Origin of the sequence: Brevibacillus brevis (genome assembly GCF_900637055.1) — a bacterium.
Taxonomy (GTDB): domain Bacteria; phylum Bacillota; class Bacilli; order Brevibacillales; family Brevibacillaceae; genus Brevibacillus; species Brevibacillus brevis.
On sequence record NZ_LR134338.1, the window covers coordinates 5,846,343 to 5,861,924 of the forward strand.

The 15,582-nt window shown below is 48.9% G+C and carries 14 protein-coding genes and 1 riboswitch; of the genes, 7 read left to right on the forward strand and 7 right to left on the reverse strand.

The annotated features are described in order from the left end of the window. Positions 1 to 2: 2 nt before the first annotated feature. From EL268_RS28350 to EL268_RS28380, 5 genes are all read right to left on the reverse strand, one after another. Positions 3 to 938, reverse strand: a complete 936-nt coding sequence (locus tag EL268_RS28350; protein ID WP_106652588.1) for a glycine betaine ABC transporter substrate-binding protein — start codon at positions 936 to 938, stop codon at positions 3 to 5. Then, the gene (locus EL268_RS28355; RefSeq protein WP_106652587.1) at positions 935 to 1,774 is read right to left on the reverse strand and encodes an ABC transporter permease; all 840 of its coding nucleotides are present in this window, start codon (positions 1,772 to 1,774) and stop codon (positions 935 to 937) included. The genes EL268_RS28350 and EL268_RS28355 overlap by 4 nt, the downstream gene beginning before the upstream one ends. Continuing rightward, positions 1,758 to 2,984 (reverse strand): quaternary amine ABC transporter ATP-binding protein, encoded by a 1,227-nt coding sequence (locus EL268_RS28360; RefSeq protein ID WP_106652586.1) that lies wholly within the window; start codon positions 2,982 to 2,984, stop codon positions 1,758 to 1,760. Before EL268_RS28360 ends, EL268_RS28355 begins: the two co-directional genes overlap by 17 nt. A gap of 394 nt (positions 2,985 to 3,378) precedes the next feature. After that, positions 3,379 to 3,525: riboswitch (cyclic di-AMP (ydaO/yuaA leader) on the reverse strand. Between the two features lie 745 nt (positions 3,526 to 4,270). Continuing rightward, positions 4,271 to 4,471 carry a copper ion binding protein gene (locus EL268_RS28375; RefSeq protein WP_106652585.1) on the reverse strand — a complete coding sequence of 67 codons (201 nt, stop codon included), beginning with the start codon at positions 4,469 to 4,471 and terminating at the stop codon, positions 4,271 to 4,273. 63 nt (positions 4,472 to 4,534) lie between these two features. After that, the gene (locus EL268_RS28380; RefSeq protein WP_106652584.1) at positions 4,535 to 6,955 is read right to left on the reverse strand and encodes a heavy metal translocating P-type ATPase; all 2,421 of its coding nucleotides are present in this window, start codon (positions 6,953 to 6,955) and stop codon (positions 4,535 to 4,537) included. 296 nt (positions 6,956 to 7,251) lie between these two features. On the opposite strand from EL268_RS28380, the gene EL268_RS28385 reads away from it, so the two are divergent. Next, complete coding sequence (locus EL268_RS28385) at positions 7,252 to 8,160, forward strand: VanZ family protein (RefSeq protein ID WP_106652583.1); 909 nt, start codon at positions 7,252 to 7,254, stop codon at positions 8,158 to 8,160. Between the two features lie 98 nt (positions 8,161 to 8,258). On the opposite strand, the gene EL268_RS28390 is transcribed toward EL268_RS28385, so the two are convergent. Continuing rightward, positions 8,259 to 9,185 carry a pseudouridine-5'-phosphate glycosidase gene (locus EL268_RS28390; protein WP_017247167.1) on the reverse strand — a complete coding sequence of 309 codons (927 nt, stop codon included), beginning with the start codon at positions 9,183 to 9,185 and terminating at the stop codon, positions 8,259 to 8,261. Positions 9,186 to 9,188: 3 nt separating this feature from the next. Next, positions 9,189 to 10,289, reverse strand: coding sequence for a carbohydrate kinase (locus tag EL268_RS28395; RefSeq protein ID WP_106652582.1), 1,101 nt, complete (start codon positions 10,287 to 10,289; stop codon positions 9,189 to 9,191). A gap of 185 nt (positions 10,290 to 10,474) precedes the next feature. Between EL268_RS28395 and EL268_RS28400 the strand changes: the two genes are divergently transcribed. The 6 genes from EL268_RS28400 to EL268_RS28425 all read left to right on the forward strand — a co-directional run bounded on the left by EL268_RS28400 (position 10,475) and on the right by EL268_RS28425 (position 15,501). Continuing rightward, complete coding sequence (locus EL268_RS28400; RefSeq protein WP_106652581.1) at positions 10,475 to 10,921, forward strand: MarR family winged helix-turn-helix transcriptional regulator; 447 nt, start codon at positions 10,475 to 10,477, stop codon at positions 10,919 to 10,921. A gap of 135 nt (positions 10,922 to 11,056) precedes the next feature. After that, positions 11,057 to 11,683, forward strand: a complete 627-nt coding sequence (locus EL268_RS28405) for an FMN-dependent NADH-azoreductase (protein WP_106652580.1) — start codon at positions 11,057 to 11,059, stop codon at positions 11,681 to 11,683. A gap of 74 nt (positions 11,684 to 11,757) precedes the next feature. Then, positions 11,758 to 12,144, forward strand: a complete 387-nt coding sequence (locus EL268_RS28410; protein ID WP_106652579.1) for a DoxX family protein — start codon at positions 11,758 to 11,760, stop codon at positions 12,142 to 12,144. Between the two features lie 57 nt (positions 12,145 to 12,201). Continuing rightward, on the forward strand, positions 12,202 to 12,975 hold the full coding sequence (locus EL268_RS28415; protein ID WP_106652578.1) for a pirin family protein: 774 nt from the start codon (positions 12,202 to 12,204) through the stop codon (positions 12,973 to 12,975). A 163-nt stretch (positions 12,976 to 13,138) separates the two neighbouring features. Beyond that, positions 13,139 to 14,473: a cytochrome ubiquinol oxidase subunit I gene (locus tag EL268_RS28420; RefSeq protein ID WP_106652712.1), complete on the forward strand. Its 1,335-nt coding sequence runs from the start codon at positions 13,139 to 13,141 to the stop codon at positions 14,471 to 14,473. Further along, positions 14,470 to 15,501, forward strand: a complete 1,032-nt coding sequence (locus EL268_RS28425; RefSeq protein WP_106652577.1) for a cytochrome d ubiquinol oxidase subunit II — start codon at positions 14,470 to 14,472, stop codon at positions 15,499 to 15,501. Before EL268_RS28420 ends, EL268_RS28425 begins: the two co-directional genes overlap by 4 nt. Positions 15,502 to 15,582 lie beyond the last annotated feature (81 nt).

A 15,582-nucleotide genomic window follows, 5' to 3' on the forward strand; every position in this document is an offset into this window, starting at 1 on the left:
CCTTATTGGAGATCCTCAATGGACGAGATGTTCATGTACGAAGGAACCACGAGTCCGATTTTGGTTCCGTCGAGATTCGGACCCAAATCCTCGATTTGCCCACCAAATTTTTTCAAATAGCTCGTATCTGTAGACGGCAGCCAAGCCGCAACCATCCCATCTACATCCCCAATGGCAACTCCTGCCCACATCGGTCCAGTCTGCACCTGACTCACTTCGACTTCATACCCCAGCTTCTGCTCCAGCACATGCTCTACGACGTGTGTGCTGGCAATTTCAGAATCCCATGCTACATACGCGAGAGTCAGCTTCTCTTTTTGGACAGGCTGGATGCCCGCCACCCATTTCGCTACTTTGGCTTTGTTGTTTTTTACCCATTCCGCAGCAGCCACTTCCGGATCTTTTCCGTCAATCATTTGGACCATGACCGACTCCATGTCGGCTGGCTCCCACCAGAACTTATCCAGAAATTGATAGGCAGCAGGCTGATCCTCTTTCAGCCCTTTTCGCACGATGGTATGGATTTGTTCCGCTCCGCCAAAGCCGTTCTTCGGGTCCGCCAAATATTTCAAATCCATCTTTTTAAACATCCAATGGGGCGTCCAGCCCGTAATGATAATCGGTTCCTTCGCTTCATACGCCTTGATCAAAGCTGCTGTCATTGCTGCATCTGAGCCTTCGACAAGCTGCCATTTATCCAAGCCATATAGATTCATGACTTCCTCTGTCTTCACCATCGAGCCTGCTCCTGCGTCGATTCCGATGATTTTGTAGTCGAGCTTTTCTCCCAACGCGTTGTCCGATGTCTCAGAAGAAATTGGACCGATCACCGTTGCTGTCGGTATTTCTGTGTTTGTGTTTGGACTAGAGCAGCCTGCGAGCCAAGCCGTCGCTCCCATCATCACTGCCAGTAAAGCTGGAACCATTTTGTTCATCATGTGTTTCTCTCCTTTTTTCCTGCATGTTGAGTAAGCCGATCCAAGACGATAGCGATAATCACGATGGATAGCCCCGCCTCGAATCCTCTTCCTATATCCACTTGCGAAACGGCGCGATATACGTCTGCACCCAAGCCTTTCGCCCCGATCATAGCCGCTATGACCACCATCGACAGGGCGAGCATGATGCACTGATTGACTCCCGCCAAGATCGTCGATTTCGCATACGGCAGTTGTACTTTCACGAGCTTTTGCCACCCGGTTGCGCCAAAGGCGTCCGCCGCTTCCTCCATTTCCGCTGGGACCTGACGTATGCCTAAGTTCGTGAGTCGTACAATTGGCGGCAAAGCAAAAATAACGGAGGCAATGACTCCCGGCACCTCGCCCAAGCCGAAGAAAAAGATCGCGGGAATCAAGTAAACGAACGCTGGCATCGTCTGCATCAAATCAAGTACTGGCGTGACCAGATTGCGAAACGTATCGTGTCCCGCGCAATGAATGCCCACCGGAATCCCGATGGCGATCGAAATCATGGTGGCAGTGAGGACGAGTCCCAATGTCTCGATCGTTTCATCCCAGTACCCCAAGTTGTGAATGAGAGAAAGTCCGATAACCGTAAAGACCATGGATGCTTTTCCTGCAAAAACCCATGTGGCGCCCCCTAGCAGCAAGATGAGGATCAGCGAAGGTATCTCTGCCAAAACCGTGGAACAGTAAGTCACCATCGTGGAAATGACGATAGACACCGGATCAAACAATACCCCTTTGTACTGGCCCAGCACCTCCACGAACCCTTCCATCCATTCGCCAATCGGCAGCTTAGGCACGACGTCCATCACTCATCACCTCTGCTCTCTGGTGCTCTTGGACATTGACTTTGCCTACCAGCCCGCCCAACACCGCTCCTTTTACGATGACACCCAACAAACGCTGCTGCTCGCCCACTACCGCAATCGGGACGTGCAGGTCTGCCATCATCGGGAACAAACTGTGCAGACGTGCGTCAGGCGAAACGGTAGGGAGATCGGTATTCATGATCGTCTCCAGCGAATCTCCCGTACCGATCGCGAGTGATACGTCATACGCCGTAATCAAGCCGAGCAGTGTACGCTTTTTGTCCACGACGTACAAGCTGGACACGCCGTTATCCATCATGAGTTGCAGCGCTACTCGCGCCCCTTTGTCAGGCGTAATTGCTTCTGCCCGTTTCATCACATTTTCAGCAACGAGCACCCTGGACAGGTCGGCATCCTCGACGAACTTCCGTACGAACTCATCCGCTGGGTCTGCCATGATTTCTTCCGGGCGGCCGATCTGAATGATCTGTCCGTCCTTCATAAAGGCAATCCGATCGCCCAGCCGCAACGCCTCGTGCAAGTCATGTGTAATGAACAGGATCGTCTTTTTCATCGTCATCTGAAGCTCCAGCAGTTCATCCTGCATGTCTTTTCGAATGAGCGGGTCCAGTGCACTGAACGCTTCGTCCATCAAGAGAATATCTGGATTATTAGCCAACGCCCGGGCCAATCCGACCCGCTGGCGCATACCTCCACTCAATTGATCCGGGTACGCGTTTTCCCACTCGGTTAATCCAACGAGCGCAAGCGCTTCCCGTGCTTTTTCTTGCCGGAGCCCGGGCGGTACTTGTTGAATCTCCAATCCAAACTCGACGTTTTCCCGTACCGTTCGCTGCGGAAACAGGGCGAAATTTTGGAAAACCATCCCGAGCTTCTTCCTCCGAACCTCGCGCAAGGCTGTCGCCTTCATGTCCACGATCTCTTCGCCATCGATCTCGATGCTTCCGCTCGTTGGGTCAATCAGTCGATTACACAGTCGAATTAACGTTGACTTGCCGCTGCCGGACAGGCCCATGATGACGAAGATTTCACCTTCCTCGACTTCAAAGCTGACCTGATTGACACCGATGGACTGGCCGGTTTGCTTGTAAATTTGTTCTTTCGTTCGTCCTTCTGCCAGCAGCTTCAAGGCTAACTCGGGCTGCTTGCCGAACACTTTTGTCAGTTGATGGACTTTCATTTTGGGCATGGTATCCCCCATCTTTCGTTTTTTTCGTGAATGAAAAAAGCCCGCGAAGTTTCCACACTCCAGCAAAACCAAGCAGGCACGCTTGATTTTTACTTGTGTTGAAAATCCGCAGGCTTACGTAATACCTGGCGTCCATTTTCAGGACTCCCTGTACTCTGTCTTCCTGATTTCGATTGTCAGCGGTTTATGTCTTACCGACTGCCTCCCAGCGATCCACACCATTCCCTTCACGTCTGTATCGCGTAAGCTGCTCGTCGGTATTTCCATAAAAAATAGGCCGATACATGATTCTTCTCCAGAACAAAGGTCCTAAAGAAAAAGCCTGCATCGGCCTATCACACGCCCGCAAGGAATCTCCTTATTGCGTATTATATGCCTAGACTTTATCCATCCATGACCTTCCCTGCTTTGGCCGACGAGGTTAGCTGACGGGTAGGATGGCAGAGAAGACATTTTCTCATCCCTCCTGATCACTCAGGATTAACCCCAAAAGATTGGTTCCCCCGCTTCCGAGAATCTCGGAACTAGGCCGTATGTGTTGTTTCTTATTTGAATCGTGATTGTGATTTGAATTATACGCTCGCTTCCAGTTATTGTGAACGTTCGTTTAGCACAGTTTTAACTCGATTCTGTTTTTCTTTATGAGTCGGATTGGATTAGCTGTTCGTTGCTTATTCGATTGAAAGATTAGTGCGTTATACTCGCTGTTGTGGTGGGGAGGAAACAGGAGAAAACGCTCAGATTCTTGGAACCCCTGCACGGGAGCATGGGATGCCCGGCTCCGTGAAAAAAAGCGAAACCGCGTCCAAAGTAGTCCATTCAAGATGCGTCTCAGAGGTGGACGCTAAAATCAGTTTCTCTTTTTTTCACTACGCCTCGGTAGGTGTGTCCAAAGATCTTCGCTTATTTCTCCTGTTTCCTCTACGAGCTGTTGGGAGTCTACATGCTTTTAATGACTTCTTGAATGATCTTTCAGGATGTAGAAAAAAGCCGCTTGGGAAGAAGAACATTTCCAGTCCTAGCGCCTCTGGAGCCCTACCTAGCTCCGAAATGAATGGCGGGGGTTTTCAGCTTCAACCTCTGCGAATACATCTTCGAAACTCTACTTTTGAAGCGCTCCCGACATTCATTTCGGAGCGGACAGTCTAACCCCTTGCGGGGCGTAGGCCGAAGCGTAGACTGGAAATGGGCTTCTTCCCCTCCACTACAGCCACTTTTACCTCAACACCAAAAAGCCCCTGCCTCAATGAATCAGGCAGGAGCTTTGCTTTTCAAAGACTCGATGCTTAAACGACGTCGTAGCCTTGGTCTTCGATTGCTTCTTTTACTGCATCGAGAGTCAAGTCGCTCTCGTTGTAGGAAACCTCAACCTTTTTTTCAGCCAGGTTTACTTTGCCTTCTGCACCCAGTTCTTTCAATGTGTTCTCGATGCGCGCTACGCATTTGTTGCAAGACATGCCTTCTACGTTCAATGTGATATTTGTCATGATCAATCTCTCCTTAAATGATAATTGTATAGGTAAGGCGGACAAAGCCGCTTGTTACTGTTGTTACAGTTTTACTCGTTGCAGTCTCAGTGCGTTGAGTACAACGGATACGGAGCTGAAGGCCATTGCGGCACCGGCAAGCCATGGAGCGAGGAAGCCGATTGCGGCAATCGGGATGCCCAAGGTGTTGTAGGCCAATGCCCAGAACAGGTTTTGCTTGATGTTGCGGATGGTGAGTTTGCTCATCTCGATGGCGTCTGCGACACTGGTCAGTTCGCCGCGCATCAGGGTAATATCGGCTGCTTCCATCGCCACATCTGTACCTGTACCGATTGCCATTCCGACGTCAGCGGTTGCGAGTGCAGGAGCATCGTTGATACCATCGCCGACCATCGCGACTTTTTTGCCTTGTTCTTGCAGTTTTTTCACTTCTGCGGCTTTGCCTTCGGGCAGGACTTCTGCGATGACGTGATCGATTCCTGCTTCACGGGCAATGGCCTCGGCAGTTTGACGGTTGTCACCGGTCATCATGATCACAGTCAATCCCATTGCTTTCATGCGCTGAACAGCTTGCTTGGAGGTTGGCTTGATCGTATCCGCTACGGCAATCAAGCCAGCGAGCTTGCCTTCGACGACTGCGAGCATCGCTGTTTTACCAGAGCGCTCCAGTTCCAGCATGGTATCAGATACTGCTTGGTACGAAATTTGATGTTTTTCCAGCAAGCGGCGGGTACCGACGAGTACTTCTTTGCCAGCAACGGTTGCCCGGATACCGAAACCTGGAATGGCTTCAAACGAACCTGTATCAGTCAAGGCGATTCCTTTATCTGCAATTCCGCGAACGATGGCTTGAGCCAATGGGTGCTCGGAATTTTTCTCTGCGGCACCGACCAAAGAGAGCAGCTCTTGTTCTTCGATATTAATGGCAATGACGTCTGTCAGTTCTGGCTCGCCTTTGGTTACAGTCCCTGTTTTATCGAGGACGATCGTATCCAGGTGGTGAGCCGTCTCCAGATGCTCCCCGCCTTTGAACAAGATGCCCAGCTCAGCTGCGCGTCCAGAACCCGCCATGATCGAGGTCGGTGTAGCCAAACCGAGGGCGCACGGGCAAGCGATTACGAGTACAGCAATTGCTTTTTCCAAAGCCTCACCGAAGTTGCCAGGTATAACGAAGAAGTACCAGATCAAGAAGGTAAGAATAGCAATCCCTACGACGATTGGGACAAAAATCCCAGAGATACTGTCAGCTACGCGTTGAATTGGTGCTTTTGTTCCTTGTGCTTCTTCCACTACTTTAATGATTTGCGCCAGAGCCGTTTCTTTTCCGACTTTGGTTGCTTGAACCTTCAAGAAGCCGTTTTTGTTCAAAGTGGCCCCGATGACGGTATCGCCTGCGGCTTTATCCACCGGAATGCTTTCACCAGTCAGCATGGACTCATCAACAGCGGACTGTCCTTCCATGACGATGCCATCGACAGGTACTTTATCGCCCGGCTTCACGTGAACGACGTCGCCCAGTCTCACTTCTTCTACAGGAATGGTCATTTCGACGCCATCCCGTACGACTACTGCTGTTTTTGCTTGCAAGCCCATCAGCTTGCGGATCGCTTCCGAAGAGCGTCCTTTCGCCTTCATCTCAAACAGTTTACCCAACACGATCAAGGTGATCAGTACCGCACTCGTTTCAAAGTACAGCTCGAGCATATGACCTCCGTGACTGCCAATGGAGTCGATCGCTACCCACAAGCTGTAGAAGTAAGCGGCCGAGGTACCTAGAGCGACCAGCACATCCATGTTGGCACTCTTGTTGCGAAGGGCTTTGAAAGCTCCCACGTAAAACTGTGCTCCGATGATGAATTGTACGGGTGTTGCTAATGCGAGCTGTACCCACGGATTCATCAATATTTCAGGCAGCCAGATAAACGAGGTGAAGGAAAAGTGGCTCACCATAGACCAGAGCAGCGGGAGCGACAGAATCGCGGAAATCCAGAACTTGCGGGTCTGACGTTTAATTTCTTCCTGGCGACGATCTACTTTTTCTTCTTCTTTTCCTTCTTCCTTGCGAGTCGCCTGATACCCGAGCTTCTCTACCTTTTGAATAATGTCCGTCACACTTACCTGCGATGAATCGTACTCGACAGTGGCTGTTTCCATCGCCAAGTTCACGTTTGCCTTCAGAACCCCGGCTGTTTTGTTCAAGCCTTTCTCGATCCGTGTGGAGCAGGCCGCACATGTCATTCCCGAGATGTTTAGCTCCACCTTGTCAGTAATGACTCCATAGCCAAGCGATTCAATTTTGGAGCGGATGTCGTCGATGTTCGTTTTCGTTGGATCGAAGACGACTGTGGATTTTTCCAAAGCCAGATTGACGTTGGCGGTTTCCACTCCCTCTATTTTTCCCAAGCCCTTTTCGATGCGCAGTGCACAAGCTGCGCAAGTCATCCCTGAGATTGCAACTGTTGCCTCTGCTGTTTTGGCACTCATTTTAATCCCTCCAAATACCCTCTAGGGGTATATTTTATCGTATCGTTTCCCTTACGTTGTTTCCTGATCACACCTTTACTATACAATACCCCCTCAGGGTATATCAAGTACTTTTTTCAATTTTTTTCTAAATGGACTTTTCTGCCGGACGAAGCGCTCGCAATGTTATCAACAGCTGCTCTTCGGCCTAGAACATTTCTTGTGTTAAATGAAGGATGTGACTAGCAGCTAATCACTTACGTATTAGTTCAGAGTAAGATCATTCAGAAACAAATAGCTTTAAGGAGATTAAATTTATGGAAACGAAATCACGGAAAATCCTCTTAGTTGGCACCATATGCTATACGATTTTAATTTTATTTTTTATGTTCTTTGCGTTTAACAGGCTCGAAGGTGCAACCAGTTTAGAAGGGTACACCTTTATCCTTGTCCCAGAAGGAGTACCACTTAAATTTCCAGAACTAACTTTTATGTGGCTTTTTTCTTTTGGAAACGTTGCTGCTTTTATCCCTTTTGGAATACTATTTCCCCTGTTGTATCGTGTACGATTTGGGAAGTTCATATCCTTGTTTGTCTTAGCGATTCTCGTTCTAGAAACTCTTCAGGCTTTAACATATCTTGGTAGCTTTGATATAGATGATGTTATATCCAATACATTAGGTGCAGCGATTGGCTATGTTGCCTATCGAGTTGGATTTTCTTCAAACATTTCTTATAAAAAGCTCATGGCTTCTGCTCTATCTATTGTTGTCCTTATAATTGGAGTCATGGTGGTCTCTGAAATCATCAAAAAAAGAGAAGGCCCTATTCAATCATTAACGGTTATGAAAGAAGTGACAGGAACGACACCTATGACTGAGAACCTCCCAAGCTTCACGGTAGCAGGTGAGCGAATAGAGCCCAAAATGAACGTGTATAGCAGTGAAGGGGAATCAACCAAAACATACAACTATATTCTGGGGAACCAAAAAAATGTCTGGATCTATTTCTATTTCGGCATTCCCGACAATGGAGACTCTAAGGGTGAAGCCAAAATCATCGTAGATGGACAAGAAATATCTCAGTTAAACGAACAATCTTATCAAGGGGCAGAGGCTTTAAGAGAGTTGCCTTTTAACGAGGTAAACGAAATTACCATTATCGTATCCGGAAACGCTAAGCTGTGGGACGTTGGAATCCGTGGAATGCAACATTGGTGGAAATGAGTAAAATAAACGAAACGAGCCTTAGAAGCGATTCTAGAGGCTCGTTTTTCTTTGGCTATTTTGTTGTTCAGAAAAGCAATTGGTCGATCTTCGCTCTCTTATTTACCTTGATTCGCTTCTTTCTGATAAGCCACCGCGATTTTTGCAGCTACTTCAGCATTGTGTTTCACCAGCGCGATGTTCGTTGCCAAGCTCTTGCCTTCTGTCAGCTTTTTCACTTTATCGAGCATGAATGGCGTTACCTGTTTACCTGCAATGTTGTTTTCTTTTGCTTCTGCGAGTGCTTTTTGGATCACAGCCTCGATTTCCTGGTGGTTCAGTGCATCGGATTCTGGTACTGGGTTCGCGATAATCATACCGCCTTTGAGGCCGAGATCCCATTTGGTGTTCATCATCTTACCGACTTCTTCTGGTGTATCGATGCGCATGTCTACGCCAAATCCGCTTTCGCGAGCGAAGAAGGATGGGAATTCATCCGTGCGGTAGCCTACAACTGGTACACCTTGCGTTTCCAAATATTCGAGTGTGCGGCCGATATCGAGGATCGATTTCGCGCCTGCGCATACTACAGCGACATCTGTTTGCGCCAGCTCAGTCAGGTCAGCAGATACGTCCCAAGTGATTTCGCCTTCACGGTGTACCCCGCCGATACCGCCAGTTGCAAACATGTGGATGCCAGCCATCTCAGCTGCGATCATGGTAGCGGCTACTGTAGTCGCACCGATTTTACCGCTAGCCAAAATGTAAGCGAAGTCGCGACGGCTTACTTTTGCTACATTTTTATTCGTCGCAAACTCTTCCAGCTCGCTGTCAGTCAAGCCGATTTTGATTTTGCCGTCCATGATCCCGATCGTAGCTGGTACAGCACCGTTGTCGCGAATGATTTGCTCTACTTCTTTTGCCATTTCAATGTTTTGCGGGTATGGCATACCGTGCGAAATAATCGTCGTCTCCAGCGCAACTACCGGCAGGTTGTTCTCCAGTGCGTGGCGTACTTCCTCAGTAAAGGTCAAATATTGTTTCATCTCTTATCGCTCCTTTTCGAATTGTTCTACGGCCAGTTCCAATTGTTCTGCTTTTAATAGAGGAGATACGGACTGCTCTGTTTGCAATGTCAGAGCGGATGCTGCCAATCCAAGGCGGCACGCTCTCTGGAAAGACTCTCCGTTTACAATGCCATACAAGAGTCCCGACGCGAACGCATCTCCTGCACCTGTTACATCTACTACTTGCGTTGGATACGGAGACATATGCTCCTCGACGTCCTCGGATTGATAGTAAATGCCTTCTTCACCCAAGGTCACGATGACGTGCTTGACGCCTCGTTCCCTGATCTTGCGGCAAGCCTCGGCGCATTCTTCGATCGTCGTGATCTTCATGCCAGCCATCAGCTCGGCTTCTTCGCGATTCGGCAAAATCGCTTCTACTCCGTCCAATTGCTGTGGGAGCTTCTTTGCTTTAATGGAAGAGACCGGGTCAACGAAGAGCAGGATGTTTTCCTCCCGGCATCGTTCGATGATGTAGGCCAAGCAGTCCGCCGGAATGTTTGTATCGATGAAAACCACGTGGGCTGCTGCAATGTGCGACCATTTTTCCGCGAACATCTCCGGTGTAAGCGCATCGTAAATATCCATGTTCGCCAAGGAAACAACCATCTCGCCATCGATATCGAGAAGCGCCGTATACGTTCCCGTCCGCTGTGTAGGCAGTCGCCACACTTGGCTGATGTGCACCCCGTGTTTTTTCGTCTCCTGTAAGAGCCATTCGCCTTCCTTGTCCTCACCAATGCTGGTGATGAGGGACGTATTGCAGCCAAGACGACCGAGGTTCTCCGCGATATTCCGTGCCACCCCTCCACACGATTCCATAATCGTTACGGGATTGGATGAGTGTAGACGCACCTGTTGCTTGCCACGTGCTTTGCGGTCTAGGTTTGCCCCACCAATACAAGCAATCATTCCTTCATCACGAAGTACATAAGCCCGTCCTTTGATTTCCCCGCGTTTGGTCAACTGTGCGATGTAGCCAGCTACCGCTGAACGTGAGATGCCAATCAGATCAGCCAGCTCCTGTTGCGTGATAAAAGGATTTTGCCGGATATGATGAAGGATCTGCATGTCTTTTTCCACGGTCATCCTCCTTTCTTCTGTTTCGCTTTCACAGCTAGTTTACAAACAAAAGTTTATCACTAAGACAACTGTTTGTACAGGCGTTTTCATTTTATTTTTTATCTCAATTTGACAAATCTGAATATGATCATGTAGGATTATCTTAAATTCAAGATATCCAAGTTTCGATGTAAAGGAGGGTCCATATGTCTGACAAATCACTGCGAAATGATCCCCTCGATCTTTTTGTAGTTTTATCGAGGTCATACAACTGGGTTACCGCTCACTCCAATCGTCACATTCGCGAGCATGGACTTAATCCAACTGAATTCGGGGTACTAGAGGTATTATTTCATAAAGGTCCTCAACCATTGCAGCAAATTGGCGAAAAAATATTGATCTCCAGCGGAAACATCACATACGTTGTGGACAAACTCGAGAAGAAGCAACTGCTCATTCGCAAGCCCTGTTCGGAAGACCGCCGCGTCATTTTTGCGGAACTCACGGAAAAAGGGCATCAATTTTTGTCTGAAATCTTCCCTCCTCATCAACGTGCCATTGAGAAAGCGATGGAAGGTCTCACACCAGAAGAACAGCGTCAAGCAATCGAGCTGCTAAAAAAGCTGGGACGCACTGCTCAGGCTACTTATTAGATGAGCAGTCCCCGCTCTACACCACAATCGTTTCAAAAAAGTGTTGACAAAAGATCTGATACGTAATAATCTTAAAATCAAGATTTACACATTAAAAGTTAGTGACTTACTAATCGGAAGGGGAATATGATTTTCATGAGTAAAGTACTTTTTATCAAAGCAAACGATCGCCCAGTTGAGCAGGCTACCAGTGTAAAGCTGTACGAAGCTTTCACCAAAGCATACAGAGAAACACATCCAAACGACGAAATCGTTGAGCTGGATCTGTTTGCTGAAAACCTCCCTTATTACGGGAACGACATGCTGACTGCTATGTGGAAAGCAGGAAACGGCATCGAGCTGTCTGCTGATGAGCAAAAACGTGCCGACTTGGTTAACAAATACCTGAACCAGTTTACAGAAGCAGACAAAATCGTATTTGCTTTCCCTATGTGGAACTTCACTGTTCCTGCTGTTCTGCACTCCTATATGGATTACCTCTCCCAAGCAGGCAAAACATTCAAGTACACAGCTGAAGGTCCAGTTGGTCTGATGGGCGACAAAAAAGTAGCGCTGTTGAGCGCACGCGGTGGCGTTTATTCCGAAGGGCCTATGGCTGAAATCGAAATGGCAAACAAATACGTTCGCACGCTCCTCGGCTTCTGGGGCATCAGCAATGTATCGGAAGTGATTGTAGAAGGTCACAACCAATTCCAAGACAAAGCAGCTGAGCTTGTTGCAGCTGGTGTAGAAAAAGCAGCAAAACTGGCGGAATCCTTCTAAGGCCCGCCAGCCTTTTTGGACAATATCTTAAATTAAAGATACACTAATTAAAAACAATTAAGGAGAGATGAAAAGTGTTGGATACTGGATTATTGTTGATTCGTTTGGTCATCGGTTTGACGTTTGCAGGTCATGGTGCGCAGAAGCTGTTTGGCTGGTTTGGCGGTTATGGTTTGAAAGGAACCGGCGGCTGGCTGGAGTCTATCGGAGTGAAACCTGGCGTAGCGATGGCCTTTGTCGCTGGATTGTCTGAGCTCGTTGGCGGTCTTATGTTTGCAGCAGGCGTAGGTATCTGGCCAAGTGCTATTTTGCTCGCTTTCACAATGCTGGTTGCCATTCTGAAGGTACACGGTCAAAATGGATATTGGGTCACACAAAACGGATTCGAATACAACCTGACATTAATCGCAGTTGTTATTGGTGTGGCGTTGATCGGTCCAGGCGCATACGTTTTGTTTTAATGGTGACTCCTCACAACCCGTAAGCCAGCAATCGTATTAAGGGAGGAAACATCAGTGATGGAAATCCGCGTCTACACACAGAACGAGCAAGCAAAAGGACATTTTGGCGACGGTGAAATCGTAGAGAATAAACCAATTGGCTTCCCTCATGAAGGCTCCGTTGTCAAACGGGTAGGACCACTTTTTTACTGGGCATGGGCAAAATCACTGAAGACGTTTGAAATTCCGCTGCATCCTCACTCCGGCTTTGAAATTTTGTCTTATGTCCTCACAGGAACAGTCGGACATCGGGACACGCTCGGAAATCTTCAAGAGGTGTCGACAGGCGGCGCACAGATCATGCAAACGGGTTCAGGCGCGTACCATGCAGAAGAGCTTGGCAAGGATACGGAAATGTTTCAAATCTGGTTTGAACCGCATCTCGCACAAACGACGAAGCAACCTCCGACTTACCATCAGTATGATCATGAGGAGTTTCCGTCTGAGGATGTAGATGGTGTACAAGTAAAACACATCATCGGATCGTCTGGGCCGATTCAGTTGGTCACGGATTCCTTGATGAGCGACATCACGATTCCCGCTGGAAAGTCGTATGCAAAAGAACTCCCGGCTGGTTATGCTCACGCAGTCGTCATCGTGGAAGGGAACGGAAGCGTTGCAGAGAAAACAACGATCAGCGAGAACCACACCCCGGCAACCAAAGGTGACTTTGTTGTTCTCTCCTCCGAGGGAAACAGCACAGCCATCTACCAAGCATCAACGAATGCTCCGCTCCGACTGGTGTTGATTCAAGTACCAACTGAGGTTGATTATCCGCTCTATCGTAAATAATCTACTCTTCCAAACGCCCTTATCCTATTATCAAGCCCGACCGTCACATTTTTGTGACGGTCTTTTTCGTATAAACTCCGCCTACTCATGGGACATTAACGAGGAAATCGTTAACAATTTTTGGTGCCGATCAGAAAGGAAGTTGAACGTGGAAGATATCGTGATGACTCGAGCCATATTCGGGACGACTATGGCCTTTCACATTATTTTTGCGACCTTGGGCGTGGGTCTCCCGCTCATGATCTTGCTGGTGGAGCTCCTCTTTTGGCGGACGCGTGACCGCGATTACGAGATTATGGCCAAACGCTGGACAAAGGCCCAGGCGATCTTGCTCGGTGTCGCGATCCCCTCTGGAACGATTGCTGGGGTCCAGCTCTCCCTGTTATGGCCAGGGTTCATGGAGATTGTCGGCAGGGTGATCTCGCTTCCTTTTCAGATCGAAATATTCGCTTTCTTCGTGGAAGCCTTATTTATGTCCATCTACGTCTACGCGGCTCACCGCCTATCCCGCAACATGCGTTTGTTGAGTTTGTTCATGGTTTTGCTTGGTGCGACAGCCTCTGCGATCCTGATTACGAATGTCCACGCCTTTGAAGGCACGCCCACTGGCTTCCGGATGGTCGATGGGCAGATTGTCGACGTGGACCCGTGGAAAGCCTTTTTCAATCCCAGCTTTATCGTGACGGCAGGGCATGTAACTGTTTCTGCTTATATGACGGGGGCATTCATCGTCGCTGGAGTGGCAGCGTGGAAAATGCTGCGCGCGGAAAAAGGCAGCCGCGTTTATTTGTATCATCAAAAAGCACTCTTGGCCGGCTTGATCGTAGGTGGCACCTTTTCCCTTTTAACCGCTTTGAACGGTCATGAATCTGCACAGCTTTTGCATAAATACCAGCCGGAAAAGCTGGCAGCTGCGGAAGGACTGTTTGAAACACAAGCATACGCCCCGCTCGCGATTGGCGGCTTTACCGATCCCGAGACGAAAGAAGTCAAATACGCGATCGAGATTCCATGGGCGCTCAGCTTCCTTGCAGCCAATCGCTTTGACGAGGTCGTGGTCGGTCTGGACGACTTTCCACAGGAGCTGTGGCCTCCACTCTACGTCCATACGCTGTTTAACGGAATGGTCATTATCGGCAGCTTGTTAATCTTCGTTGGTTTCATCGGCTTCGCTTGGAAGAAGCTCCTAAAACGCTCTCAGTTTCCCCGTTGGGTGCTCTGGGTATTTGTCGCGAGTGGACCGCTCGCCTTGCTAGGCATCGAATTCGGCTGGATTTTTGCCTGCACAGGACGCCAGCCATGGGTGGTTTATCGTGTGATGAAAACAGTAGATGCCGCTACCCAAGCAGCAGGCATCTCTACCCTGTTCTGGATTTTCCTCTCGGTGTACCTATTTTTCGCGATCGTCACCCTGCTCGTATTCCGCAGCTATTTTGGCCGCCACCCTTTGGAGCTCGATCCGCCTGAACAGCCGAAAGTGGACGGAGGAACGGCATGACCGACACGATTATTGCCATTACGCTGCTCTGGATTTTCGTCGTCATCTATTCCGTCGCGGCCTCCTTTGACTTCGGTGCAGGTTTTTGGTCGATGATCTATTTGAATCGGGAAAAAACCAAGGCCACCCAAATCGCCAATCGCTACCTCTCGCCCTCCTGGGAGGTCGTGAATGTCTTTATCGTGTTAATTGTTGTCGCGCTCGTTACCTTTTTCCCTGGCGCGACCTACACTCTGGGGAGTCTGCTGCTGGTTCCCGGATGTCTGGTCTTGTTATTGATGCTGATTCGCAGTACGTTTATGGTGTTTTCGCATCTGATTTACAAGTATGACAAGATGCTCAGCATCGTCTCCGGCGTTACCGGGATATTGGTGCCGGCTCTGTTAATCAGCGTGCTTCCTGTGACGCAAGGCGGGTTGTCTCGGATGATCAATGGCGTGGAGTATCTCGATTGGGGACTGTTTTTGACTAGCCCACACGTCTATTCATACATTGGTCTTGCCGTCAGCAGCACGCTCTTCCTCTCTTCGCTGCTTCTCGCAGACTACTCCTACGTCGCAGGTGAAAAGCAAGCCTTCGCCATCTACCGCCGGGATGCGGTGATTCTGGGTCCGATTACGTTGCTGGCGGCATTGGTTACCGTGCTCACGATGCAAATGGAAGCTATGTGGCTGTACGACCGCATTCTCGACTATTTGCCGTGGCTTATTGCATCGGCGGTTTGCTTTTTCATTAGCTATATCGCTCTCTTGCTGCCCCAAGACCGTCGATATTTCGGCATCCATCTTCCGCGAATCGCGGTCATTGTCGCCACAACGCAATACCTGCTCGCCAGCTATGCGTACGGTGCGGCACGACTCCCCTACATCGTCTATCCCCACGTGACGATTGAGTCCAGCTTTACACATCCGGATACGTTCCACGCTCTGTTCATTTGTTATTTGGTCGGCTTTGCGATTCTCGTGCCCGGTTTTATTTATTTTTGGCGTCTGTTCATGAAGGACGAGCAGTATGTACGGCAAAAATAGCATTTTCTCTATACAAAATAGTAAGAGGCTTCGCCCTGATATGGCGGAGCCTCTTTTTTGTTCGGTCATGTACTCCCTCAC

Excerpts from the sequence above, each read along its gene's own strand:
- EL268_RS28385 (WP_106652583.1), top strand. The coding sequence starts at position 7,252 with ATGGAAACGAAATCACGGAAAATCCTCTTAGTTGGCACCATATGCTAT.
- EL268_RS28415 (WP_106652578.1), top strand. The coding sequence starts at position 12,202 with ATGGAAATCCGCGTCTACACACAGAACGAGCAAGCAAAAGGACATTTT.
- EL268_RS28400 (WP_106652581.1), top strand. The coding sequence starts at position 10,475 with ATGTCTGACAAATCACTGCGAAATGATCCCCTCGATCTTTTTGTAGTT.
- EL268_RS28375 (WP_106652585.1), bottom strand. The coding sequence starts at position 4,471 with ATGACAAATATCACATTGAACGTAGAAGGCATGTCTTGCAACAAATGC.
- EL268_RS28390 (WP_017247167.1), bottom strand. The coding sequence starts at position 9,185 with ATGAAACAATATTTGACCTTTACTGAGGAAGTACGCCACGCACTGGAG.
- EL268_RS28355 (WP_106652587.1), bottom strand. The coding sequence starts at position 1,774 with ATGGACGTCGTGCCTAAGCTGCCGATTGGCGAATGGATGGAAGGGTTC.
- EL268_RS28360 (WP_106652586.1), bottom strand. The coding sequence starts at position 2,984 with ATGCCCAAAATGAAAGTCCATCAACTGACAAAAGTGTTCGGCAAGCAG.
- EL268_RS28380 (WP_106652584.1), bottom strand. The coding sequence starts at position 6,955 with ATGAGTGCCAAAACAGCAGAGGCAACAGTTGCAATCTCAGGGATGACT.
- EL268_RS28420 (WP_106652712.1), top strand. The coding sequence starts at position 13,139 with ATGACTCGAGCCATATTCGGGACGACTATGGCCTTTCACATTATTTTT.
- EL268_RS28350 (WP_106652588.1), bottom strand. The coding sequence starts at position 938 with ATGATGAACAAAATGGTTCCAGCTTTACTGGCAGTGATGATGGGAGCG.
- EL268_RS28405 (WP_106652580.1), top strand. The coding sequence starts at position 11,057 with ATGAGTAAAGTACTTTTTATCAAAGCAAACGATCGCCCAGTTGAGCAG.
- EL268_RS28425 (WP_106652577.1), top strand. The coding sequence starts at position 14,470 with ATGACCGACACGATTATTGCCATTACGCTGCTCTGGATTTTCGTCGTC.